This window comes from Clostridium algidicarnis, from assembly GCF_000703125.1.
GTDB lineage: Bacteria > Bacillota > Clostridia > Clostridiales > Clostridiaceae > Clostridium_L > Clostridium_L algidicarnis.
Genome location: NZ_JNLN01000001.1, coordinates 1595318 through 1617751 on the forward strand (window position 1 = coordinate 1595318; position 22434 = coordinate 1617751).

Genomic DNA, 22434 nt, shown 5'->3' on the forward strand with positions numbered 1-22434 from the left:
AAAACATTGAAAAGTTAATAACTTACTAAAATTATTTAAAGGAGTGTATTTTATGAGAAAAACCAAGATCGTATGCACAATAGGTCCGGGAAGTGATAATGAAGAGGTGCTTTCAGAAATAATTAAATCAGGAATGAGTGTTTCAAGACATAACTTTTCCCATGGAGATCATGTAGAACATAAAACTAGAATAGAACTTGTAAAAAGGCTTAGCAAAAAGCTTAATGAGCCTATAGCTATAATGTTAGATACAAAAGGACCAGAAATAAGAACGGGAGATTTTAATGCTAAATCAATCCAACTTAATGAAGGAGATAAATTCACCATATATTGCAAAGAAGAAATTATTGGTGATAACACAAAGTGCTATGTAACCTATGATGAATTAGCGGAAGACGTAAAAAAAGGAGATTCTATACTTATTGATGATGGTCTAGTAGGTCTTAGAGTAGAATCAGTAGAGGACAATAAAATCCATTGTACAGTGGTAAATAGTGGTGTGGTGTCTAATCATAAAGGTGTAAATGTTCCAGGAGTTTCAATGAAGCTTCCATCAGTTACTGATAAGGATATTGCTGATTTGAAATTTGGAGTGGAGATGGATGTAGATCTTATAGCAGCTTCATTTATAAGAAAAGCTTCAGATGTTTTAGAAATAAAAGATATATTAAAACAAATAGGTGGAGAGAATATATCTATATTTGCTAAAATAGAAAATCAAGAAGGTGTGGACAACATAAATGAAATTATCGAAGTTTCCGATGGAATAATGGTAGCTAGAGGAGACCTTGGTGTAGAAATACCTATAGAAAAGGTACCTGTAGTTCAAAAGATGATAATTCAAAAATGCAATAAAAAAGGAATACCAGTTATTACAGCAACACAAATGTTAGATTCTATGATAAGAAATCCAAGACCTACAAGGGCAGAAGCTTCTGATGTTGCTAATGCAATTTTCGATGGTACAGATGCAATAATGCTTAGTGGAGAAACTGCAAATGGAAAGTACCCAGTAGAATCAGTAGCTACCATGTCAAGAATAGCTTTAGAGACAGAAAAACAATTAGACTTTAAAACATTACTTATGAAAAAGAAACTAGAGCATATGCCATCAATTTCTACAGCTATTAGTCTTGCTACAACTACTACAGCTATGGAATTAAATGCTAAAGTAATTATTACAGCAACACAAAGTGGAAGTACAGCAAGGACAGTATCTAAATATAGACCACAATGTCCAATAATAGCAGTTACTCCTTATGAAAGAGTTGCAAGAAAGCTCTGCTTAAGCTGGGGCATATTCCCTTTAATAGCACATAAAGCAGAAAGTACAGATGAACTTATAGAAAAATCTATAGCACTTGTTAAAAAAGAAGGCTTTGTTAACACAGGAGATTTAGTTGTAATGGCAGCTGGAATACCTATAAATGATATAGGATCAACTAATATGATGAAGGTTCATGTAGTAGAATAATCAAGTGATTCTTAGACACAGGTGGAGTTTGCTTATAAGGAATACATCTCTCCATCTGAGTCTTAGAAGAACTTATCCAGGGGCGTAGCAGCCGTCATCCCCCACCTTGAAGAGGATAGGGGTGTTACGGATGGTAGCCATCGGATATAATATATATTTATATAGTAGAGATATGATGTGGATTAATATCATAGGATAGTATACTTATATATAAACCTTTTTACCATAGTGTAAGTATTTTTTTACGAATACTCTTTTTTATATTAATTTTCTTAATTATAATAAATAAAAATCCCTATAGGGTGGACTTTTAATTTGAATCCATATGTTTCTATTACCCATCAGGGTGAAAGACTGGTCCTATTAATTCCATAATGTTATACAAGAAAGTGAGCATAATTATTAGTTATGCTCACTTTCTTTTGTTGTGTGCCCTATATGGGCGTAATCTAAATTAGAAACTAGAGATGTTTTCCTTACTGAATCTTTAAATATCCCTTATTCTCTAATACCTTTATACTAACTTTAGAATCTTCTTCTGAAGAGAGGTTGGGTATTTGAGCAGAATCATAGTTAACTAAATTATTATCCTTATCTAAAACAATATTGTTTCCACCCATTACCACATTATCTACTTTGTGTATTAATTCAACATTAGATTTGGTCTCATCATACTCTATATTATATAAGAACATTATTGATATAGACTTTCCATTATTGTTATTATTATCTGAAACCTTATAGTATGTATCTACAGATTTAGTTGTAAAGTTCTTTATTTTATAGTGAGAGGATTCAATATCCTTTTGTCTATCGTTTTTTATCTTATCGAGTATATTTTGAGGAATTTCGCTTATATCAACTGCTAATTTGTTTAGTTCATCAACCGTAAGGTCTTTTTTTATTTCGGTAACTTTAATATTATATTTTTTCATTAAATCCAAATCAAAGTCTGCTGTAATTGAGATTATATCTCCATTTTTAAGGCCATTATCTTTTGATAACTTATAGTGTACAGTTTGTAGAAATTTGTTTATTTCTGGGTCATCTGTAGTCTTAGGAGTCCCTTCAATTACAGCAGACCCCTTGCCTGATAAGCCGTCATATTTAAGATTAATATTGCTTAGCAAATCGACATCCTTTTTGTAGATAAAATTTTTATACACAAAATACCCTGATATAGAGATAACAAAAACTACTATTGGTATCACTATCTTTTTATTGATTTTCATAGCTGAAGTACCTACATTAGAAAAACTAAGGTTATTTAATATATCTTTGTTTTTGAATAGTTTAAAGTATCCCAAAGCAATGGCTATTAAATCTACGATAAAAATCATTACTCCTATTACAACGATACTATTAAAATTAGGGAGAGATGATATATCTGGAGCATCAAGTAAAGTGGACATGAAATTTCCTGATTTAAAACTTTTAAGGAACTTACTAGTAGCGTTTATGGTTTTAAAATTAAAGATAAAAAATAATATCACGGAACCGTTAGATACTAGTGATAAAAGAATATCAGGTCGAGTTAGATTTTCTTTATGTTGCCTGTAGTTTATTATCATTAAAGATATGGCTACAACACTAATAATAAATATAAAGTAAAGCATATTTAACACTGAAGAAGCAGAATTAATCATAGAACGTAAACCTGGAAATATTTCTTCTAAATTCTTTGCACCCTTATTTAATTTTGCCAAGTTGATACAAATAAATATAAGTGATGATGCCACAAGGATGTTTATTGCGAATACAAATTTTAAAAATTTATTGTGTACGTTTGCATTTTGTAATTTTGTTATAAAGTTTTGCTGGTTGTCCATAAAACATTCCCCTTTTCTAATATATGTTTTTGTTGGTTATATATGTATGAGGTTTTTGTTGTTTATTTATAAATACTGTTTAATAATATATTATTTAACAAATTTATTCTATAGTTATTGTCTACTTTTGTCAAGTTGTGTATTTTAATTGCAAATGTTTAACAATCACCTTTTAGGTATTATGTTAAGTGTAACCTTTTATACATTTACCAGATAATAAAAAGAAGGTATAACTTGTTGCTTATTTACTTTTAAATATTTCTAGCACTAATAAGCTTATCGGTATATATATTAAAAAATCATTTTGAAGGATGACATTCATATTACGTAAAACGGTCTTAAAAATCACATAAATAAGAGAGGTGCCAGCCTAAATATGCAGCAATACTTGCATATTTCAAAGATTAACAGAAAGTTAACAAATAAATAGTTAATTAATGGTATATTCTATACATGTGAGGCAATGATTAATGATATAATCATGAATCACGAATATGGAGTTATGGCAACTGATTCTATACTTAGCACCTTAAAAGGTGCTTTTTTTTGCTTTAATTTGAAAAATGCAAGGTTGGAATAATAAGTAAATAGAATTCCGGATTTAAGATCGATTTTTAAACTTAATTTCAAATGAAAACTATACCCTAATTTAAATATAAGATATAATAAATAGTAGTAGAAATATGATATGGATGGTGAAAGTACTTGATAGAAAAAAACAAAGAATATATAGTAGATATAGTCTCAGCTGGATACGAAGGAGAAGGCATAGCAAAGATTGATTCCTTCCCAATATTTATACCAGGAGCCATAGAAGGTGAAAAGACTAAAATAAAAATAATAAAATTAAACAAAAATTATGCTTTTGGAAAGCTTATAGATATAATAACCCCATCAAAAGATAGGGTAGAACCTTTATGTGAAATATATAGTAAATGTGGAGGATGCAATCTTCAACACATGAGCTATGAGTCACAGCTGGAGTTTAAAACAAAAAGAGTCAAAGATTGTATTGAAAGAATAGGAAAGATTAAAGATGCCACAATACATAACACTATAGGGTCAGCTAGTCCTTATAGATATAGAAATAAGGTTCAATTACCAGTAGGCGGTGAAAAAGGTGATGTAAAGATCGGATTTTATGCCCAAAGAAGCCACAACATAATAGATATGAAAAAATGCATCATCCAAGATGAAAGCGGAGACAAAGCTGTAGATATAACAAGACAGTGGATGAATAAATATAGTATAGAGCCTTATAACGAAATAGAAAGTAAAGCTTCTAATCTAAAAGGAATAGTAAGACACATAATGGTTAGAAAAGGCTTCAAAACTAATGAAATCATGGTAGTTTTAGTAACAACTACAAAGGAAGTTCCATATAAAGAAGAATTCATAAAACTCATAAGGGATAACATAGATGGAGTAAAATCCATAATACAAAATATAAATACTAAACTCACAAACGTAGTCCTTGGAGAAGAGAATATAGTTTTATTTGGAGAAGATCATATAAGCGATTATATTGACCAGTTTAAGTTTAAAATATCCCCGTTATCATTCTTCCAAGTAAATCCAATACAAACAGAAATACTTTATAAAAAAGCCTTAGAATATGCAGACTTAAAAGGTGATGAAATAGTATTCGATGCCTACTGTGGTACAGGAACCATATCCCTGTTTTTATCCCAAAAAGCAAAAAAGGTATACGGCGTAGAAATAGTAAAAGAAGCCATAGAAAATGCAAAGGAAAATGCAAAACTCAACGAAATTAATAACACAGAATTCATAGTAGGACAGTCCGAAACAGTAATTCCAGAACTTATAGAAAAAGGCATAAAAGCAGAGGTTGTAGTAGTAGATCCCCCAAGAAAAGGCTGCGCAAAAGAATTACTACAAGCCATAGCCCACATGTCACCAAAAAGAATAGTCTACGTATCCTGTGACCCATCAACCCTCGCAAGAGACCTAGAAATCTTAGAAGAAATGGACTACAAAGCAAAAGAAGTACAGCCAGTAGACATGTTTTCCGAGACAAGTCACGTTGAGACAGTCGTTAGTCTTACAAGGACTGTAGGGACGAAGTAAGACTTACGAATGTCCATGCAAGGCTTTCCCATTATGAGGAGTCTGAAAGACAAACTCAGAATGGAGAAAGCTACTGCTGAGAGTATAGTCCTGGTGATATATTGTGCCTAGAAGGCGAAAAAGTAGAGTTTATACACAAAATATAGTGGTTGAAGGACAAAATCAGGTAAAAAATCAGTGGGAAAACACCGGTTTTTTACACTTGAAAATAGGAGAAAATATAGATAACATAGGATAATTTGAGTGATGACAGATGAAAATTGGGAAAAGTAGAATTTAAAAGATGAGCTTATTGATTGATATATTGGTATATGAATTATATAATATAAATGTAGATAAGTATGATATTGTTTTTTTAAAGGAGGGATTGTAATGAAAAAATGGTTAACATTTATAATTTTAATGGGGGTATTTCTCTTTTCAATTACAGGTTGCATAGTAAAAAATCAGAGCTCAGCAAATTACAACATTAAGGAAGGCTTTGCATTTAAAGATAACTATAGTTATAATGTTGAAGATGATTTTAAAGGAATGAAATTAGAAATAAATCTAACTCTTACTAAAGGTAAAGTTACATTTGAACTTAAAGATCCAAATGGAGACATACAATGGAGTGGAGAAGTTAATTCAGATGAACCATTAAATGAAGTGAAGAGTTTTGACAAAATAACTGGTGAGTGGACCTTAACATTTGAGAACGTTGATAATTCAGGTAAGGGTGAACTGAATTTACAATTCAATAGACTTTAATAGATTAACTACCTCAGGGGCCCAGTAAATTACCAGGTACAAGTATTTCGTTAAAGTAAAACTTAATGAAATGCTTTTTTTATCGAATTTTTATATTAAAAATGAAAGCGGATATATTAACCATACTTCATATAAATATAAGTTTAAACTTAAATTTACTGCATTTGAACTTGGCTTAGGTAATGATAAGATAAGAGATTTGATCAAAGGTTTGTAGACTATGGAAAGATTTTTAGGATTTAGTTCCATAAAACTTAGTAGACAATATAAATATGCCATGTAAGATAATGGATGATAAGTTAAATTAAATAGTTGCCCACTTTTACTTGACTCAAACCTTATAGTATCTCATGATGAAGACTTTTACAATATATGTTATTATGTAATTAAACTTTAATTTTAAGGAGTTATCTATGAATAGAAAAAACAAAATTTTAATACTTATTTTTGCAATACTTATTCCATTATTACATGAAAGTGCTCATTGGTTAGGATATTATATAGATGGAATACCTGCTACATTTAAATATGGAATAACTTATACGTATGGTGGGAAAAAAGGTTTCTATGGAGTTTTATTTGGACCATTATTAAATTTTTGTTTATCAGTTATAGCTTTTTTTATTTCTTATATTGATAAACAAAATAGAATTTATTGGTATATCATTTCATTAACTTCAAGTATTAGCCGTTTTTTTAATTGCGGACTAATTTTATTTATGTCATTATTTAATAAGAACGTGATTTTATTAAATGATGAAGGAAAAATTTCAGAATTGTTTAGGTTACCTTCTTACTCTCTATATGACCCTTACCCAATAAAATAGACACTCTAAACTCGTATTATCTCTTATTTTCGTAGCATAACTTAATATTTCATTTTATGCAACGTTAACTTTTCGATTGGCTTTATTATAATATTCTTCAGGTGTAACATATCCATTTGAAGCGTGGATTCGTTGCCGATTATAAAATACCTCAACATATTCAAATACGGCTGCACGGGCCTCTTCACGGGTTTTAAAGTGGGTACCATAAAGCCATTCACATTTTAATTTACCCCAGAAAGATTCCATTGGTGCATTATCCCAACAGTTGCCTTTTCGGGACATGCTACATGTGAAACCATACTTTTTAATTAAATCTTGGTAATCATAAGAACAGTACTGTGAACCTCTATCCGAGTGTAAAATGACGTTTGAAGGCTTCCCAGCACGTAGATATGCTGAATTCAACGCGTTAATAACTAACTCCTTTGTCATTCGTTCACTCATGGACAATCCAACAATTTTTTGTCCACATAAATCCAATATTCCAGCAATATAGAGCCATCCTTCATCTGTCCACAGATAGGTGATATCACTTACCATTTTCTCATTAGGTTTGTCCACAGAAAAGTCACGGTTAAGGATATTTTCTGCAACTGGAAGCTTATGATTAGAATTTGTAGTTGCTATAAATTTCTTTGAAACCTTTGATTTTATGCCATTTTCACTCATGATATGTTCCACTCTTTTATGATTAATAGGAGTTTTGCTTTTGGCGTTTAATATCCGCGTAATTTTTGTTGAACCGTAAACTTTCTTGCTTTTGACATGGATATCACTAATTTCTTTTAATAGAAGACTATTTGCTTTCGATCTCATACTTTCCGGACGTTTCTCCCATGCATAGTAGCTGCTCCTAGAAACGGATAGGACCATGCATAGCTTCGCTATATGGTAGTTCATGCGATTAGCCTTGATAAATAGAAATCTCTTTATTTGAGGTTTCTCGCGAAGTAGGCTGCCGCTTTTTTTAATATATCATTCTCCTCTTTGAGGTCCCTATTTTCTTTTTCAAGTTTATGAAATTTTTCATCTTCTGGGCTTAAGTGTCCACTACCTATAAATGGAGCCTTAGGAGATTTCCTATACTTGTTTACCCATCCCTGCATTGTGGTAGACTTAACACCTAAATCAGCAGCTACTTTTGACATTGGTTCTCCTGTTTTTTCTACTCTCTTTACTGCTTCCATTTTAAATTCAGCACTATAACTTTTATTCATCTAAAATCATCCACCCTTCATTTTTAGTATAGCACGAGTTCGTCGTGTCTAACAAAGGGGGTATGGGTCAATATATAGTTTCGATAATAGTATACATATTACTTTTTGCAATGATATGTATACATATTGAGGATAATAAACTTTTTAAAGAAATTACATTTAGAATATTTATATATACCTTTTTTATTTCACTTATTATAATTTGTTATCAATTTTTATTGGCCTAAACCTAAATTATACAGGAAGAAAAACTTCTTCGTAAATACTTTGCAGTTATTAACAAGTGAGTCCAGTAAATTACAAGGTACAAGCATTTCATTAAAATAAAATTTAATGAAGTGCTTTTTTAGTTGATTTCCATACTAAAAACCACAAAAATATATTAAACAAACTTAAATAAATACAAAAAAACAAGCCCCTCATAAGCCCTTTATAAAAAGATATAACCCCCTTGTAAGGACATAAGACAATAAGAATAATAAAAATAAATACAATAATAAAACTAATAATAAATAAAATATTGTAAATATACTAGTAATAAAAATAAAGGCGAAGTTTAATAATAGTGATTTTACGTTAGAAATAAAATCACTATTATTTTTAATATTCAGTAGAACTTTATCAAACCTTGATAATCCTTTTTTAGATTTACTGATAAGAATTTCTAATATCTTATCTTTAGGTGCATCTAAAATGGATTGTGGAGTTGGATAATCACTCAAAATAGCAATAGAACTATTTGATGTTACACTTGAAAAAACAGTACTGTAATTAGGAAATATAACTCTTAAATCAGTAGATAACTTTTTCTTAAAAATAGAACAAGTATCAGTAAGTTTGTAATACTCTCTAATCAGAGATTTTAATAGAAAAATATCTAGGCTAACGCCTTGCGAAAGCTTTATATTTTGAAATTTTCCTAGCTTTGCAATAGATAAAGCATCTTTTTTATCATTTTTCACTTTTCTTATATCAACATTTTTGTTACCATTAGTAATGGGTGGATTGATAACAAATGTGTTATCGAAGTTTTTATTAAGAAAGTGGAAAAGAGATAAGTGGTACACGCCAGTGGACTCCATGAAAATGGCGATTTTCATGTTAAATTCTTCTTCCACTTTCTTTATTTCTTTTAATAAGTGGTTGAAGCCATTAATATCATGCTTTATTCTAAAAGACTTCTTGTACATATCTCCTTTAAATTTATTTGAGATATAGAATAGAGCTTCCAATCTATCAGTCAGTCTATAACCTTGTTTGTGAAACGGGTAATTCCCAAAGGGAAAACCAACCAGCTAAACATAGAATTCTACCTGATGGAATGATATGCTAACTTACGGGTATGGGTTCTAAAGAACTTCCCAGGAGGTGTACATCTATCCTCTATGCAGAGGATATTCCTCATCGCGCAATCGCCGTGTATATGTATCTGAAAGATAGAGCAAATAAGGATGACACTTGTTACCCAGCCATCGGTACAATTGCAAAAGATTTGAAGCTATCTCGCAGAATCGTTCAGCGAGCAATTGCTGACCTTGAATAGTCTGGACATTTTATCAAGGAGCAGAGATGGCGAGAAAATGGTGGTAAAAGCAGCCTACTGTTTACAGTGAAGTAGGCAAAAGATATATCAAGCCACCAAGGGGACAGTCTGCTTTCTTGGTGGCATATGGTATGTGACATCATGGCTCATGCAGTGAAGAACTCACTCTAAGAAATTTATTTATCAACAGAAAAAGAACAAATAGATTATATAAGTATATAGATAAAACCATCCTCCGAAGAAGATGGTTCTTAGCTATTTCGTATCCAATAATGCCTTAATAGTAGCTGTTGCAATCTGCAAATCTCTTTCATCTCACAAGTGAATCATGTGGATGAGGTGTTCTTTTTTCTTGTCTGTATGTTGAATTTCAGGAAAAAAGATTAAGTCTGCGGATATTTTTAATGTTCGGATAATCTTAAACAGCACTTCCATGCTGGGCTGTCTGTTTTCATTTTCTATGGCCATTATGTACCGTGTGGTGACACTCGCCTGTTCGGCAAGAGTTTCCTGCGTTAGCCCGGCATCGTGTCGGGCATTCTTGCTGGTCTGGCCGAATGTGTTCAGTAATTTCTACATTGTCAGTTCACCTCCTATAAAATTTTACAGTGGATGAATGAAAAAGAGAACGTACTGACAATGATTGTGTACATTAATTATTAGAAATTGTTAATTCTTGATATTTCACATTGACCTTAACCTAAAGCTATTCTTATATAAGGTCATAGAATAACGTTGATATAAAAATTTTATTGAGGTAAAGTTTACAAAAGAGGACATCAAAAGCGAGGATTAAATTTACTTGTCGTAGTATTATTTAAACAAGGAGGTGAAGAAATGGAGTGGCTAAAGAATTTAAGTAATGCCATAGATTACATTGAAAACAACTTAGCCAGTGAGATTTCCTATGAAGAAGCCGCTAAAATTGCGTGTTGCTCCACCTATTATTTTCAACGGATGTTTACTTATGTGGCCGGTATTTCGTTATCTGAATATATCCGACATCGAAGGATGACACAAGCAGCATTTGATCTACAGACGACAGATATGAAGGTTTTGGATGTTGCATTGAAATATGGCTATACTTCCCCCACATCCTTTAACCGGGCATTTCAGAGTGTGCATGGAATTTCTCCGATTTTAGCAAAAACACAGGGGAGCGTACTTAATGCGTACCCTCCTATCAAATTTTCAGTCAAAGTTGCAGGAGGTAATGTTATGTCCTATAGGGTCGAAGAAAAAGAAGCTATGCGAATTGTGGGTATTCGTATTCCATTAACGTTGGATATGAAAGAAAACAAAAAACTTGTTCCGCCTTTCTGGAACAAGGCAGTAAAGCGTAACCAATTCCCAGAAATCTGCAATTTGTCAAACCAGTCCCCGAAAGGTGTGTTGGGAGTTACCGCATGCCAAAGCTCCGACGAAATTTATTATTACATTGCGGCGGCAACCGATAAACCTACCCCAGAAGAGATGTTTGAATATGAAATTCCGGCAGCCACATGGGTAATTTTTGAAAGTGACGGACGTTTCAAAGAATCTATTCAAAGCATTTTCAAACGTTTCCTCACAGAGTGGCTTCCATTCTCAGGGTATACTTACGCAGAGTTGCCGGATATTGAAGTCTATCCGATTAGCAGAGAAAGACCGCAGGAGGGGCACTCCGAAGTATGGATTGCGGTAAAAAAAGAAAAGGAGAATTGAATTAATGGAATACAAAATTGAAATCAGGGATATTGAACCGATCCGCGTTGCTTTTCTACGGTACAAAGGAATTGCAACTGAAGCAAATAAGGTTTTCCCGAATGTTTTTAAGTCTATCAAAGGGAAAACAAACGGCGCACCATTTTTCTGCTATTATGTGATGAACTCGGAAACAAAAATGGGAGAAATGGATCTATGTGTACCAACTGCTGAAATACCTTCAGGAAATGGAATTGAAGTAAAAGAAATTCCCCGTATCAAAGCAGTTAGCGTTACGCATATCGGTTCTTATGAAACTATGTTTAAAGCCTACGGAGAAATAGACAAATACGCTGCGGAACATAGCCTTAAATTGCAATCACCGTTTAGGGAAGTTTTCATTAAAGGGCCTGGAATGCTTTTAAAGGGAAATCCGGATAAATATATTACAGAAATTTTGTTCCCAATTAAGGAGGAATAAAATGGCTGCTATATGCGTTAAAGATTTAGTTAAAAAGTATAAGAACGGGGTGCAGGCATTAAACGGCCTTACTTTGACTGTAAATGAGGGAGAAATTTTTTCTCTCTTAGGACAAAATGGTGCGGGAAAATCAACTCTTATCAATGTGCTGACCACATATCTGCGCCCGACATCCGGTAGCGTAATCATGTTTGGAAAAGATGTTTACCGTGAAGCGGCTGCTATTAGAACCAAAATTTCCTGCGTAGCACAGCGGACGTCTATTGATACACACCTATCTCTCACGGAAAACATGATGTTTCAAAGTAAGCTTTATAAGGTGCCGAAACCGGAAGCACAAAAACGTATGGAAACATTAATTTCCTGCTTTGGGTTAGAACGATATTTGAAGTACCCTGTTTCGTCCTATTCCGGCGGGGTAAAAAGACGGCTCGATATTGCACTCAATATGATGTCAAATCCTAAAGTGCTATTTTTGGACGAGCCAACCGTTGGGATGGACGTTCAATCCCGCATGGCGATGTGGGATATGATGAAAAAGATCAGAAACGATTTTGGAACCACGATTTTCTTGACAACCCACTACTTAGAGGAAGCCGACCAGTTAAGCGATACCATCTGCATTATGAAAAACGGAAAAGAAATCATTCAAGGTTCTCCGAATGCTCTCCGGGAATATTTGCGACAGGATATGCTGAAAATTAGCTTTTTATCAAGAGAAGAAGCCAAAAACTGTTTTGAACCGTTAAAAAGCGTTGTTGCTCTGAAAGAATCGGATTTACGCCATGATAAAATTATCACCAGTTTAAAAAACGGGCATAAAGATTTAGAAAAAGCTAACCGTTGGCTGTTGGAGCATGAGATTTCTTTCTTGGGTATTGAAATTATCCAGCCTACCTTGGAAGATGTTTTTATCAAGCTAACTGGCGAAGATGGAAAGGAGGTGAGTTGATGGGGGTTTTTACTTTACTCCAGCGCAATGTAAAGTGGCGTTTCCACAATGCTTTCACCATTATAATGACAATTTTACAACCTATACTTTGGCTGGTTTTATATAGCGCCGTTGCCGGGCAGTCCATGCAGGGTATTGGAATTAAGAACTATACTGCCTTTATTCTCCCCGGACTTATTGTACTGGTAAGCCTTGGAGCTTGCAGTAGCAGCGGCATTATGAATTACCTGATGAAAACGGATGGTAGTTTTTACCGGGTATTGATTGCTCCGGTTCAAAGAAGTTCTATTGTACTCGGCCAAGTATTAGAAGCAGTATTATGTACTTTTATTGAAGTTGCTATTATGTGCATTGTTAGTCTATTCTTTTCTGTAAAAATTGCTTCCGGGTTTACAGGATTGCTCCTAATTGCTTTGCTGGTATTTATGACAGCGTTCTTTATGGCAGGACTTACTTATTCGCTTAGCCTTTGCCTTCCCAATGAAGTCATTTACGAAACCGTGATGAACGCAATTATCCTGCCGATCTTCTTTCTAAGCACGGCATTATTTCCGGCGGACAGATTATCTGGGGGATTGGCAATTGCAATTAATTTAAACCCATTTACTCATGTAATTAACGTCTTACGAGCTTTGATTTTACAGGGGAATATTGATGCCCGTGACGTTATCCTTGTCTTTCTTTTACTGGTGGTTATGTGCTTTATCAGTTTTTCATGGGCATTACTCAGATTAAAAAAGGAAACAAGCTTATAACCATCGTATTTTCTGATAAAGTGGTTACCTGAAGCAAGTGAGTCCAGCAAAGCATGTCCTAACAAGGAACCCAGGGTAGAATAAAATGGAAAACTGCGCTTAAGCACAAATATTAGCAATGGCAAATAGCAAGAGGGTAACTTAGTCTCCCTCTCACCTTTGAGGTCTAGTGAATTACAAGGTAAAAGCATTTCGTTAAAGTAAAACTTAATGAAGTGCTTTTTTAGTTGATTTCCATACTAAAAACCACAAAAATATATTAAACAAACTTAAATAAATACAAAAAAACAAGCCCCTCATAAGCCCCTTATAAAAAGATATAACCCCCTTGTAAGGACATAAGACAATAAGAATAATAATAAAAAGAATAATAAAAATGAATATAATAATAAAATTAATAGACAATAGAGAGCTCCTCAGGGGACCAGAAAATTTCAGGTACAAGCATTTCATTATATTTAAAGTAAGCATATGATAAAATAAGGTATAAGTATAATCAAAAGAATTCATGAGGTGAAGATATGTATCCAATAAGATTTGAAAATTTATATTATGATAAGATTTGGGGCGGAAGAGACTTTGAAGACTTTAGGTGTAACTTGCCAAAAGGAAATATTGGAGAGAGCTGGGATGTAGCTTGTCATAAAAATGGCATGAGTATTGTAGCTAATGGATCACTTAAAAGAAAACGTTTCGACGAAATTGTCAAAGAATATGGTCATTCTTTAGTTGGCACAGATGTTAGTACAGAAAAATTCCCTCTATTACTTAAGCTAATAAACTCAGAGGAAAACTTATCTGTTCAGGTTCATCCAGATGATGAGTATGCTAAAAGATATGAAAATGAATATGGTAAAACAGAAGCTTGGTATGTAATAGATGCAAAACCTGGTGCAAAATTAATTATTGGAACTAAAGATTGTTCTAAAGAAGAATTTGCAAAGGCAATTAAAGAAGGTAAATGTGAGGAATATCTAAATATTATTGAAGTTAAAAAAGGTGATAGTTTTCTTATTAATAGTGGATTAGTTCACGCTATAGGTGGAGGTCTAACAATTGCAGAAATACAACAAAATTCGGATATTACTTATAGAGTATATGATTATGGTAGGAAGAGAGAGCTTCATGTTGATCAGTCATTACAAGTAATAAATTTTGATTTAAAAGCAATAAATTGTTCTGAAAATGAAGTAGCAGACTTTGAAGGGTTTTCTAAAGTATTATTATGTGAGAATGAATATTTTGGAATGGAAAAGTATAATATAAAAAAGGAATTAAATGATGAGAGTGACGAGAAAAAGTTTTTCATTATAACTTGTGTAGAAGGTAATGGGGAAATTATATTCAAAAATTCAAAAGAGAAAATTAAAAAAGGTGATAGCTATTTAATTCCAGCTACTTTAGGTGAATATTCTATAAAAGGGCAACTTGAAATCATTAAAAGCTATCCAAATTAAAGAAAATTCCTTAGAATATATAAGTTATTTCTAGTTAAGTTATATAGATAGTCATCATTAGAAGAACTTATCCAGGGGCGTAACAGCAGTCCACCCCACCTTGAAGAGCATAGGGGTGTTACAGATGGTAGTCATTGGATAAACCAGTCAGTGAAAGGTCACATTTATATATGTACGCATATACTATATTGTTGAATTATTATTTCAGGAGGAATTTTTAGTGTATATTATGCCAAGAGCAAATAATCAGATGATGTATAGTCCTCAATTACAGACGGCACTTGAGGGCGTAAAAAAGGCTGTTCAAGGTGAGAGAGAAGATGAACTTTTTTATGATTATCTTATAAGTGTGGCTCCTACTACAGAAGAAAAAGATATTTTGACTTCTATAAGGGATGATGAACGTAGACATAATAAATTGTTTAGAAAGATTTATAAAGACTTCACAGGTGTTGAAGTACCATCAGGTGGTGAAGAAGCCTTTGAAAAACCAAAATCTTATATAGAGGGTATTAAAAAAGCTTTATTTGGAGAGTTAAGGGCAGTAGAAAAGTATAGGGATATCAGAAGCGCTCTACCTATTGGACCTTATAGAGATGTACTATTTGATATAATTACAGATGAAATAAAACATTCTTCAAAATACAATTATCTATTTACCTTAAACAGTAACATGAATGCTAAGGCTATGGATAAAGATCCTGCACAGGATACATCTAAATTTACACCAGATGATTGGGTAAGATATATAACACCATTAGTAAATCGTGCTTTAGCAGAAGCCAAAGAAGGAATTAATCCAGAACATCTATATCAAGAATTTATATTATCAGGAGTGCTTGTTGGACTTGGAAAGAATCCACAGGAGGCTATAGAACAAGTTGAACTGTGGGAAAGAGATGGTACATCTGAATTGCTTCTAAAGAGTAAGATGGCAAGATATTACTATTAATAAAGCATAAAAAAATGTGATAGCTTAGTATTTAAGTTATCACATTTTATTTTTATATAAATCTTATATTTATTTTTTAAGTATACCAACTTTAGGAAGATTAGATAGTTTGTTTGATGCTCCATGACAACTTTCAAATTGTGATGTTAAATCCTTGCCAGCAGTTAACCCGTAATGTGTACCTCCACTCCATTTGGAATTATTACTTACATCATATACTATTCCATTAATTGCTACGTAAGCTGGGTTACCCATAGTGCCATTATATTGAGCAAGTTCTTCTAAGGTAAGTTCCTTAGTTTCTCTAGTATATCTTTGGTTATTTTCAAAATCGTAGTTGTAGGTTTGTTCAGCTGCATCTGAATCGGCTTTAGTTAGGTGAACTGTGCCGTGTGGATGCTGAGGAGGTGCATAAATAGAATATAATTTAATTGGGTTATTGCCTGTATTAATTAGATTGTGCCATTTACCAGCGGGTATTATGAAAATAAAATCATCAGAGACTCTTTGTTGAAAATCCAAATAATCTTTTCTATCACCCATTTTAACAATGCCTTCACCATCTTCAATACGTATGAATTGATCAACATCAGGGTGCATCTCTAAACCTATTTCTCCTCCAACTGGAATACTCATCAAGGTAAGTTGCAAATAGTTTCCTGTCCATAAAGCAGTACGAAAAGTATTGTTTTGATTAGTTGCCTCCTCGATATTAATTACAAGTGGTTGTGGACCATAATCTTTTAATTGTCTTTGAGACAAGTCAGAGTTATTCATGGATGTATTATTAAAATAGGGACATCGATAGGAGTTGTAAGCATCATACATTATGTCTGAATTATATTGTGGTGTATTCATGTAATAAGGGCATGAATATGTTTTATAAGCATTATACATATTGCTCATTCCTTTCATAGATTTACAATAGTATTATATGATTAATTTTTAGATAAGGTTCTTCTAGTCGCTATATTATCAAGTGATTCTTAGACTCAGGTGGAGTTTGCTTATAAGGAATACATCTCTCCATCTGAGTCTTAGAAGAACTTATCCAGGGGCGTAGCAGCCGTCATCTCCCACCTTGAAGAGGATATGGGGGTTACGGATGGTAGCCATCGGATAAAACTATATTGAGGTTATAACAATTACAGTATAAAATGTATTTAAGATAATATAAGATAGAAGGGCATGTTGATGGTTTTAAAAAGGGCTTAAAGAAGATGGTGCAAGTGTGTGGGCTTGTTTTTTGATTCTATATTTGATAGCAAATAATAAAGTTTTGTGTTACAATTTAAAGAATTAGTGTGTAAATTTTTAAAAATAAAAAAGCAATTATAATTACATTATATAAAGGAGTGTTGAGAATGTCTGACTATATTTTAACTTGTTGTTCCACAGCGGATATGCCCTATGAGTACTTCAATAAACGGAATATTCCATTTGTTTGTTTTCATTACAATATTGATGGGGAGGAATATCCAGATGATTTGGGACAAACAATGTCTTTTGAAGAGTTTTATGGCAAAATAGCTTCAGGGGCTATGCCTACAACCTCCCAAGTTAATGTAGGGCAATTTATAAACTTTTTCGAACCATATTTAAAAGAGGGCAAGGATATCTTGCATATTTCTCTTTCAACGGGTTTATCAGGTGTATATAATTCAGCCCGCATAGCAATGAAAGAACTTTTACTTAAATATCCAGAAAGAAAAATTAAGATTGTGGATTCCTTAGGTGCATCCTCAGGTTATGGTCTATTAGTGGATATAGCTGCTGATATGCGTGACAATAATGCAACTATAGAAGAAACACATAGCTTTGTAGAAGAAAATAAGCTTAATGTTCATCATTGGTTTTTCTCTACGGATCTTACACATTATAAGCGCGGTGGTCGTATATCAGCTACCTCTGCAGCTGTTGGTACTTTACTAAACATATGTCCCTTATTAAATATGAGTTATGATGGAAAGCTTACTCCTCGTACTAAAATTCGTGGTAAAAAGCATGTTATATCTGAAATTGTGCACATGATGGAAGCCCATGCACAAGACGGACTTAACTATTCTGGCAAATGTTTTATATCTAATTCAGCATGTTATGATGATGCTCGAAGGGTTGCTGACTTAGTAGAGGAAAAGTTTGTAAATCTAGATGGCAAAGTAATGATAAATAGCGTTGGAACTGTAATTGGTTCACATACAGGACCTGGAACTGTAGCACTTTTCTTTTTAGGAGATAAACGAACTAATTCAAATTAATAAAAGACTTAAGGAACTAATTCTTAACTTTAAAAGATTATGATATTAAGGTTTAGTAATGAAATAATAATTAAATATTATTTAATGATATAGGACTTTGGGATAAATCCCTTAGTCCTTTTAATATATAAAGATTAAACTTATTTAGATTTTTTTCAAAATAAACGTAAAAATAGTGTGCACACAAGTATATTAAATATAATATGGACTATTAATTTTAAATTACATAAACATTTTTTTTTAGTGTATGATATAATACTTATTAGTATGTATGTTAATATGTTAGGAGAAGATATTGTGTTATGGGATATAAAGTTGCGAAGTATTTTCAAATTAAACAGGATATAATAAATCTTATAAAGTCAGGAGAATTAAAGCCAGGTGATAAGGTAGATAGTGAATCTGTGCTTAAAAAGAAATACAATGTATCTACTATTACGGTTAGAAAAGCATTTAATGATTTAATCAATGAAGGATATGTTGTTGGTGTTCAAGGTGTAGGAACATTTGTTGCAAAAAAACAGATGATTCGTGGCTTAACTTCAATTAGCTTTAGTGATGAATTGGTTCAACAAGGATTTGAGATTGACTTAAATGTAGACAAAATTGAAGAAATTTTAAATCCGAGAATTGCAGATATACTAGAAATACCACATGATCAGTCAATTGTGTGTGTTCGAAGAATAAGGATTGCTAATAATGAACCCATTGCTTATCAAAGTTCATTTGTTGATAGTCGTATTCTTAGCCTTAATCAAGCTAAAAAGATTTATGAAAACAAATCTTTTTATAAAACTCTAAAGGAATATAGAATTGTGCCTACTTGGGTAAATGAGAATTATTCGGTAAGAGAAGTTAATGATAATAGAATTGCGAAGTTAATGAATATAACAAAGAATACAAATACATTCTTTGTTAAAAGAATTGCATTTAATGAGTGTGATGAAATAATTGAATATGCTGAAACTTATTTTAATAAAGCTTGGTATTCTGTCACCGTGAATATAAAAGTTTAGTTTAGAAAAGATGTAGAAGATTTGTGAAAAATTAAATCTTGCGACATCTTTTTTTTATATTAAAAAGATTATGAAAAGCTTGCAGAAATTTAATTAATAAGTTATACTTAAAACAAGTTAACATGTTAACATGCTAAGTATAATATATAAGCATATTGTAATTAGTATTATAGAATGAACAAGGAGGTGAGAAAATGAAAATAATAAATTATAGTCAAATCTATGAAAGCGAAGTAGTTGATTTATGGAATAAAACATTGATTGCTGATCCTATTATTGTTAATAAATTTCGTAAGCAAGCATTGTTTGATGACAATTTTGATACAAATCTTTGTTTTATAGCTGTAGAAGATGATTGTGTAATTGGATTCTTACTAGCAACAAAAAGAAAGTTCCCATATCTTGAAAGAGGCTTAGAGGAAACTCGAGGATGGATTAACGTTATGTTTGTGGATCAAGATTATCAAAGACAGGGTATTGGAGAAAGCTTAGTTAAATATGCTGAGGTAAAATTAAAATCAATGGGTGCAGAGACAGTAACGCTTGGAGCATATAGCCCAAATTATTTCTTTCCAGGGGTAGATAAAGATGCCTACAGTGGTTCAATGAAATTTTTTGATAAAATGGGTTATGAAGCAGGTGAAGAAAGTTATTCAATGTGTAAAGATTTACACGGTTATAAGCTTGGAGAAGAAACATTAGATAAATTATCTAAAGCACAAGAAGCTGGGTTTTATTTTGTAAACTTTGAATATAAATATGCCTTAGAACTACTTGAATTTTTAAAAAGCGAATTTGGTGGAGGTTGGAAACGAAATGCATTGATTTCTATGCAGAATGATAATGCAGAAAACTGTATATTACTAGTTTTAAATTCTGAACAAAAGATTGTTGGGTTTTGTATGAGAATGATTGATGGTAATCCTATGCGATTTGGTCCAATTGGAGTTAAAGGAGAGGTTAGAAATTTCGGGATTGGTGGTATTTTATTTGATATTATGCAATTAGAGATGGAGAAACGAGGAATATATCATTTGTATTTTATTTCAACAGATAAACCTGGTAGAAGATTTTATGAAAGACATGGAGTTAAAGTCTTTAGAACATATGTAGATTATGAAAAAAGGATTTAGGAGGAAATTATGAGAGAAATAAAACGAGTTGTAAGTGTTGGCGCTCATTCGTTGGATGCTGAAATATTGGGTGGCCCAATTATGCTAAAGTATGCGAAACAAGGAGCCCATTGTACATATATTCATGTTACACAAGGGCGTTTAGAAGATCCTAATGCCACAGAAGAAGAGAAGAGTAAGTATTTAAAAGAATTATTAAATCAAAATAAACGTGCTGCTGAAAAATTGAATGGAGATACAATTTGGCTTGGGTATGTTTCAAGCAATATGCCTCCATTAGATGAATTTTCTGCAAGAATGGAACAATATTTTATTGATGAAAAGGTAGATTTAGTTATTACCCATTGGAGGGGATCGATGCATCCCCGTCACATTAATACACATGATGCTGTGACTGCAGCGGTAAAACGATTACGTCAAAAAGGAAATCCTATTAAATTAGTTTATGGCGAAAACTTTGAGGATTTAATAGGCTTTATTCCTCAGGCTTACTTTAAACTTGAACAAAATGAAATAGATCAATGGTATGAAGCAATGGAAAAGTATACTGTTTTTTGTGGAGAAGTTAATGATTTTCCATATAAGTCATACTATTCAACAATTGGCAAGGTGCGTGAAATAGAATCAAATAACAATGGTTATACGGTTGCTTATATGTATGCAAGCTTGATTGAAAATAAGTTATGGTAAGAAAACAAAAGAAGGGAGTATTAAAATGGGAAAGACATATATAAGGGTTGATGATAGATTAATTCATGGTCAAACAATTGTTGCATGGTGTCCAACACTTTCAATTAAGGAAATAATCGCTATTGATGATGAAAACGCAAAGAATCCAATACTCAAATCAATTATGACAATGGGGGTTCCATCAACCTACAAAACACACATTGTAACAACTGAAGAGGCAAAACAAATACTTTCAAAAGAAGCAAATTGTAACCGTTTAGTAATTGTGAAATTTCCAAGTCAATTGTCAGCTATTGAAGAAGAAATAGCAGATGCTGAATTTGTTATTTTAGGTAATATTGCAAAACGTGATGATACAATTCATAAAGTAAGTGGTGCAACAGGAATCTTTTATTTAAGTGATAATGATGTATCAATTATAGATGATGTAGTTTTAAAAGGCACAGAAGTATGTTTTCAACAATTACCTAGTACTACAAAAACAAGTTGGGCATCATTTAAAAAGTCAATTTAAATTAAATTAAAGGGGGGCGGATTATGGGAATTAGTCAAATTATCCTAATTGCATTATTTGTATATTTAGGATCGATTGGATCAATTGTTGGTAACACTATTGGTTGGTATACTCTAGGAAGGCCACTGGTTGCTTCGTTTGTTGTGGGGATAATTTTAGGAGATGTGCAAACTGCTATGTTAGTTGGTATTCCACTTCAAATTATGTATATGGGGAATGTAACACCAGGTGGGGCTGTGGCTTGGGACCTTTCTTATGCCACATATATTGGTGTAGCAGGTGCGCTTGTATTTGGAAAGGGATTAGGTACAACTGAAATCATTGGTTTAGCTGTAGTATTTGCTGGTATTGGGGGACTTGTAGGACAAATAATGTGGAATGTTTCATATGTATTGAACCTTCCATTAAACCGTATAGCAAATAAATATGCTGAAGCAGGTGAGGCTAAAAAAATGTATATTCCAAATCTTGTTTTAGGGCAATTGATTGGATTTGCATGCCGTTTTATTCCTGCGGTTATTGTTTTGACATCTATGACTGCGGCGTCTGGACAAGCTGATTTCGCCACACTTATACCTGGTTGGATTACCACGGCATTAGGTGTATTTGGTGGTATGATGGCTTCATTAGGAATGGGAATCATTCTTTCATTCCTATTAAAGGAAAAGTATCAATGGGCAATCTTCTTGTCTGGATTTATTCTTGTTACGTATTTCAACCTAAGCACAATGGCGGTTGCTGTTGTAGCAATTCTTGTTTCAATTATGTATTACGTTGCTATTTCAAATTTAGCCACTAAGAGAGGTGAATAG

General features: G+C 32.6%; 18 protein-coding genes and 5 pseudogenes. 17 read left to right on the forward strand and 6 right to left on the reverse strand.

The window, feature by feature from the left end:
• Positions 1 to 52 precede the first annotated feature (52 nt).
• Positions 53 to 1468 (forward strand): annotated as a pseudogene (pyk, locus tag BV55_RS0107750) (pyruvate kinase); the annotation flags it as partial.
• A 482-nt stretch (positions 1469 to 1950) separates the two neighbouring features.
• Here pyk and BV55_RS0107755 read toward each other — a convergent pair.
• A complete protein-coding gene (locus BV55_RS0107755) occupies positions 1951 to 3303 on the reverse strand; it encodes a hypothetical protein (RefSeq protein WP_029452266.1) in 1353 nt (450 codons plus the stop codon).
• 705 nt (positions 3304 to 4008) lie between these two features.
• Here BV55_RS0107755 and rlmD point away from each other — a divergent pair.
• From rlmD to BV55_RS0107780, 3 genes are all read left to right on the forward strand, one after another.
• Positions 4009 to 5391, forward strand: coding sequence for a 23S rRNA (uracil(1939)-C(5))-methyltransferase RlmD (gene rlmD / locus BV55_RS0107760; RefSeq protein ID WP_029452267.1), 1383 nt, complete (start codon positions 4009 to 4011; stop codon positions 5389 to 5391).
• A gap of 372 nt (positions 5392 to 5763) precedes the next feature.
• Complete coding sequence (locus tag BV55_RS0107775; RefSeq protein ID WP_029452268.1) at positions 5764 to 6141, forward strand: hypothetical protein; 378 nt, start codon at positions 5764 to 5766, stop codon at positions 6139 to 6141.
• Between the two features lie 413 nt (positions 6142 to 6554).
• Entirely contained in the window at positions 6555 to 6968 is a 414-nt protein-coding gene (locus tag BV55_RS0107780; protein ID WP_029452269.1) for a hypothetical protein, read from the forward strand.
• A 54-nt stretch (positions 6969 to 7022) separates the two neighbouring features.
• Here the strand turns inward: BV55_RS0107780 and BV55_RS0107785 are convergent.
• A protein-coding gene (locus BV55_RS0107785) for an IS3 family transposase (RefSeq protein WP_423752101.1) occupies positions 7023 to 8188 on the reverse strand; the annotation gives its coding sequence in 2 pieces (ribosomal slippage) (positions 7023 to 7930 and positions 7930 to 8188; 1167 coding nt in all).
• A gap of 614 nt (positions 8189 to 8802) precedes the next feature.
• Positions 8803 to 9384 (reverse strand): annotated as a pseudogene (locus BV55_RS14880) (IS110 family transposase); the annotation flags it as partial.
• Between the two features lie 146 nt (positions 9385 to 9530).
• Here BV55_RS14880 and BV55_RS15335 point away from each other — a divergent pair.
• Positions 9531 to 9806 (forward strand): annotated as a pseudogene (locus BV55_RS15335) (helix-turn-helix domain-containing protein).
• Between the two features lie 240 nt (positions 9807 to 10046).
• On the opposite strand, the gene BV55_RS15340 reads toward BV55_RS15335, so the two are convergent.
• Positions 10047 to 10298 (reverse strand): helix-turn-helix transcriptional regulator, encoded by a 252-nt coding sequence (locus tag BV55_RS15340; RefSeq protein ID WP_242850889.1) that lies wholly within the window; start codon positions 10296 to 10298, stop codon positions 10047 to 10049.
• A 270-nt stretch (positions 10299 to 10568) separates the two neighbouring features.
• Here BV55_RS15340 and BV55_RS0107800 point away from each other — a divergent pair, with 270 nt between their 5' ends.
• From BV55_RS0107800 to BV55_RS0107825, 6 genes are all read left to right on the forward strand, one after another.
• Positions 10569 to 11435: an AraC family transcriptional regulator gene (locus BV55_RS0107800; RefSeq protein ID WP_029452271.1), complete on the forward strand. Its 867-nt coding sequence runs from the start codon at positions 10569 to 10571 to the stop codon at positions 11433 to 11435.
• 4 nt (positions 11436 to 11439) lie between these two features.
• Entirely contained in the window at positions 11440 to 11895 is a 456-nt protein-coding gene (locus BV55_RS0107805; protein WP_029452272.1) for a GyrI-like domain-containing protein, read from the forward strand.
• A gap of 1 nt (position 11896) precedes the next feature.
• Complete coding sequence (locus BV55_RS0107810; RefSeq protein ID WP_029452273.1) at positions 11897 to 12847, forward strand: ABC transporter ATP-binding protein; 951 nt, start codon at positions 11897 to 11899, stop codon at positions 12845 to 12847.
• Positions 12847 to 13602 (forward strand): ABC transporter permease, encoded by a 756-nt coding sequence (locus tag BV55_RS0107815; protein ID WP_029452274.1) that lies wholly within the window; start codon positions 12847 to 12849, stop codon positions 13600 to 13602. The genes BV55_RS0107810 and BV55_RS0107815 overlap by 1 nt, the downstream gene beginning before the upstream one ends.
• Before the next feature lie 521 nt (positions 13603 to 14123).
• Positions 14124 to 15059, forward strand: coding sequence for a mannose-6-phosphate isomerase, class I (gene manA, locus BV55_RS0107820; RefSeq protein WP_029452275.1), 936 nt, complete (start codon positions 14124 to 14126; stop codon positions 15057 to 15059).
• A 229-nt stretch (positions 15060 to 15288) separates the two neighbouring features.
• On the forward strand, positions 15289 to 16011 hold the full coding sequence (locus tag BV55_RS0107825) for a ferritin-like domain-containing protein (protein WP_029452276.1): 723 nt from the start codon (positions 15289 to 15291) through the stop codon (positions 16009 to 16011).
• A gap of 69 nt (positions 16012 to 16080) precedes the next feature.
• On the opposite strand, the pseudogene BV55_RS15825 reads toward BV55_RS0107825, so the two are convergent.
• A pseudogene (locus BV55_RS15825) lies at positions 16081 to 16287 on the reverse strand (cytochrome b5 domain-containing protein); the annotation flags it as partial.
• Positions 16288 to 16347: 60 nt separating this feature from the next.
• A pseudogene (locus BV55_RS0107830) lies at positions 16348 to 16908 on the reverse strand (cupin domain-containing protein); the annotation flags it as partial.
• A gap of 467 nt (positions 16909 to 17375) precedes the next feature.
• Here BV55_RS0107830 and BV55_RS0107835 point away from each other — a divergent pair.
• The 6 genes from BV55_RS0107835 (at position 17376) to BV55_RS0107860 (ending at position 22434) form a co-directional block, all read left to right on the forward strand.
• On the forward strand, positions 17376 to 18269 hold the full coding sequence (locus BV55_RS0107835) for a DegV family protein (RefSeq protein ID WP_029452278.1): 894 nt from the start codon (positions 17376 to 17378) through the stop codon (positions 18267 to 18269).
• Between the two features lie 302 nt (positions 18270 to 18571).
• Positions 18572 to 19285 (forward strand): GntR family transcriptional regulator, encoded by a 714-nt coding sequence (locus BV55_RS0107840; RefSeq protein WP_029452279.1) that lies wholly within the window; start codon positions 18572 to 18574, stop codon positions 19283 to 19285.
• Positions 19286 to 19479: 194 nt separating this feature from the next.
• Positions 19480 to 20418 (forward strand): GNAT family N-acetyltransferase, encoded by a 939-nt coding sequence (locus tag BV55_RS0107845; protein ID WP_029452280.1) that lies wholly within the window; start codon positions 19480 to 19482, stop codon positions 20416 to 20418.
• 9 nt (positions 20419 to 20427) lie between these two features.
• Positions 20428 to 21108 carry a PIG-L deacetylase family protein gene (locus BV55_RS0107850; protein WP_029452281.1) on the forward strand — a complete coding sequence of 227 codons (681 nt, stop codon included), beginning with the start codon at positions 20428 to 20430 and terminating at the stop codon, positions 21106 to 21108.
• Positions 21109 to 21133: 25 nt separating this feature from the next.
• Positions 21134 to 21622 carry a PTS sugar transporter subunit IIB gene (locus tag BV55_RS0107855; protein ID WP_029452282.1) on the forward strand — a complete coding sequence of 163 codons (489 nt, stop codon included), beginning with the start codon at positions 21134 to 21136 and terminating at the stop codon, positions 21620 to 21622.
• Positions 21623 to 21645: 23 nt separating this feature from the next.
• Entirely contained in the window at positions 21646 to 22434 is a 789-nt protein-coding gene (locus BV55_RS0107860; RefSeq protein WP_029452283.1) for a PTS mannose/fructose/sorbose/N-acetylgalactosamine transporter subunit IIC, read from the forward strand.

What these genes read in the sequence shown, in the direction of transcription:
- BV55_RS0107755 (WP_029452266.1), bottom strand. Translation starts at nt 3,303, where the DNA reads ATGGACAACCAGCAAAACTTTATAACAAAATTACAAAATGCAAACGTA.
- BV55_RS0107775 (WP_029452268.1), top strand. Translation starts at nt 5,764, where the DNA reads ATGAAAAAATGGTTAACATTTATAATTTTAATGGGGGTATTTCTCTTT.
- BV55_RS0107780 (WP_029452269.1), top strand. Translation starts at nt 6,555, where the DNA reads ATGAATAGAAAAAACAAAATTTTAATACTTATTTTTGCAATACTTATT.
- BV55_RS0107800 (WP_029452271.1), top strand. Translation starts at nt 10,569, where the DNA reads ATGGAGTGGCTAAAGAATTTAAGTAATGCCATAGATTACATTGAAAAC.
- BV55_RS0107805 (WP_029452272.1), top strand. Translation starts at nt 11,440, where the DNA reads ATGGAATACAAAATTGAAATCAGGGATATTGAACCGATCCGCGTTGCT.
- BV55_RS0107810 (WP_029452273.1), top strand. Translation starts at nt 11,897, where the DNA reads ATGGCTGCTATATGCGTTAAAGATTTAGTTAAAAAGTATAAGAACGGG.
- BV55_RS0107815 (WP_029452274.1), top strand. Translation starts at nt 12,847, where the DNA reads ATGGGGGTTTTTACTTTACTCCAGCGCAATGTAAAGTGGCGTTTCCAC.
- manA (WP_029452275.1), top strand. Translation starts at nt 14,124, where the DNA reads ATGTATCCAATAAGATTTGAAAATTTATATTATGATAAGATTTGGGGC.
- BV55_RS0107825 (WP_029452276.1), top strand. Translation starts at nt 15,289, where the DNA reads ATGCCAAGAGCAAATAATCAGATGATGTATAGTCCTCAATTACAGACG.
- BV55_RS0107835 (WP_029452278.1), top strand. Translation starts at nt 17,376, where the DNA reads ATGTCTGACTATATTTTAACTTGTTGTTCCACAGCGGATATGCCCTAT.
- BV55_RS0107840 (WP_029452279.1), top strand. Translation starts at nt 18,572, where the DNA reads ATGGGATATAAAGTTGCGAAGTATTTTCAAATTAAACAGGATATAATA.
- BV55_RS0107845 (WP_029452280.1), top strand. Translation starts at nt 19,480, where the DNA reads ATGAAAATAATAAATTATAGTCAAATCTATGAAAGCGAAGTAGTTGAT.
- BV55_RS0107850 (WP_029452281.1), top strand. Translation starts at nt 20,428, where the DNA reads ATGAGAGAAATAAAACGAGTTGTAAGTGTTGGCGCTCATTCGTTGGAT.
- BV55_RS0107855 (WP_029452282.1), top strand. Translation starts at nt 21,134, where the DNA reads ATGGGAAAGACATATATAAGGGTTGATGATAGATTAATTCATGGTCAA.
- BV55_RS0107860 (WP_029452283.1), top strand. Translation starts at nt 21,646, where the DNA reads ATGGGAATTAGTCAAATTATCCTAATTGCATTATTTGTATATTTAGGA.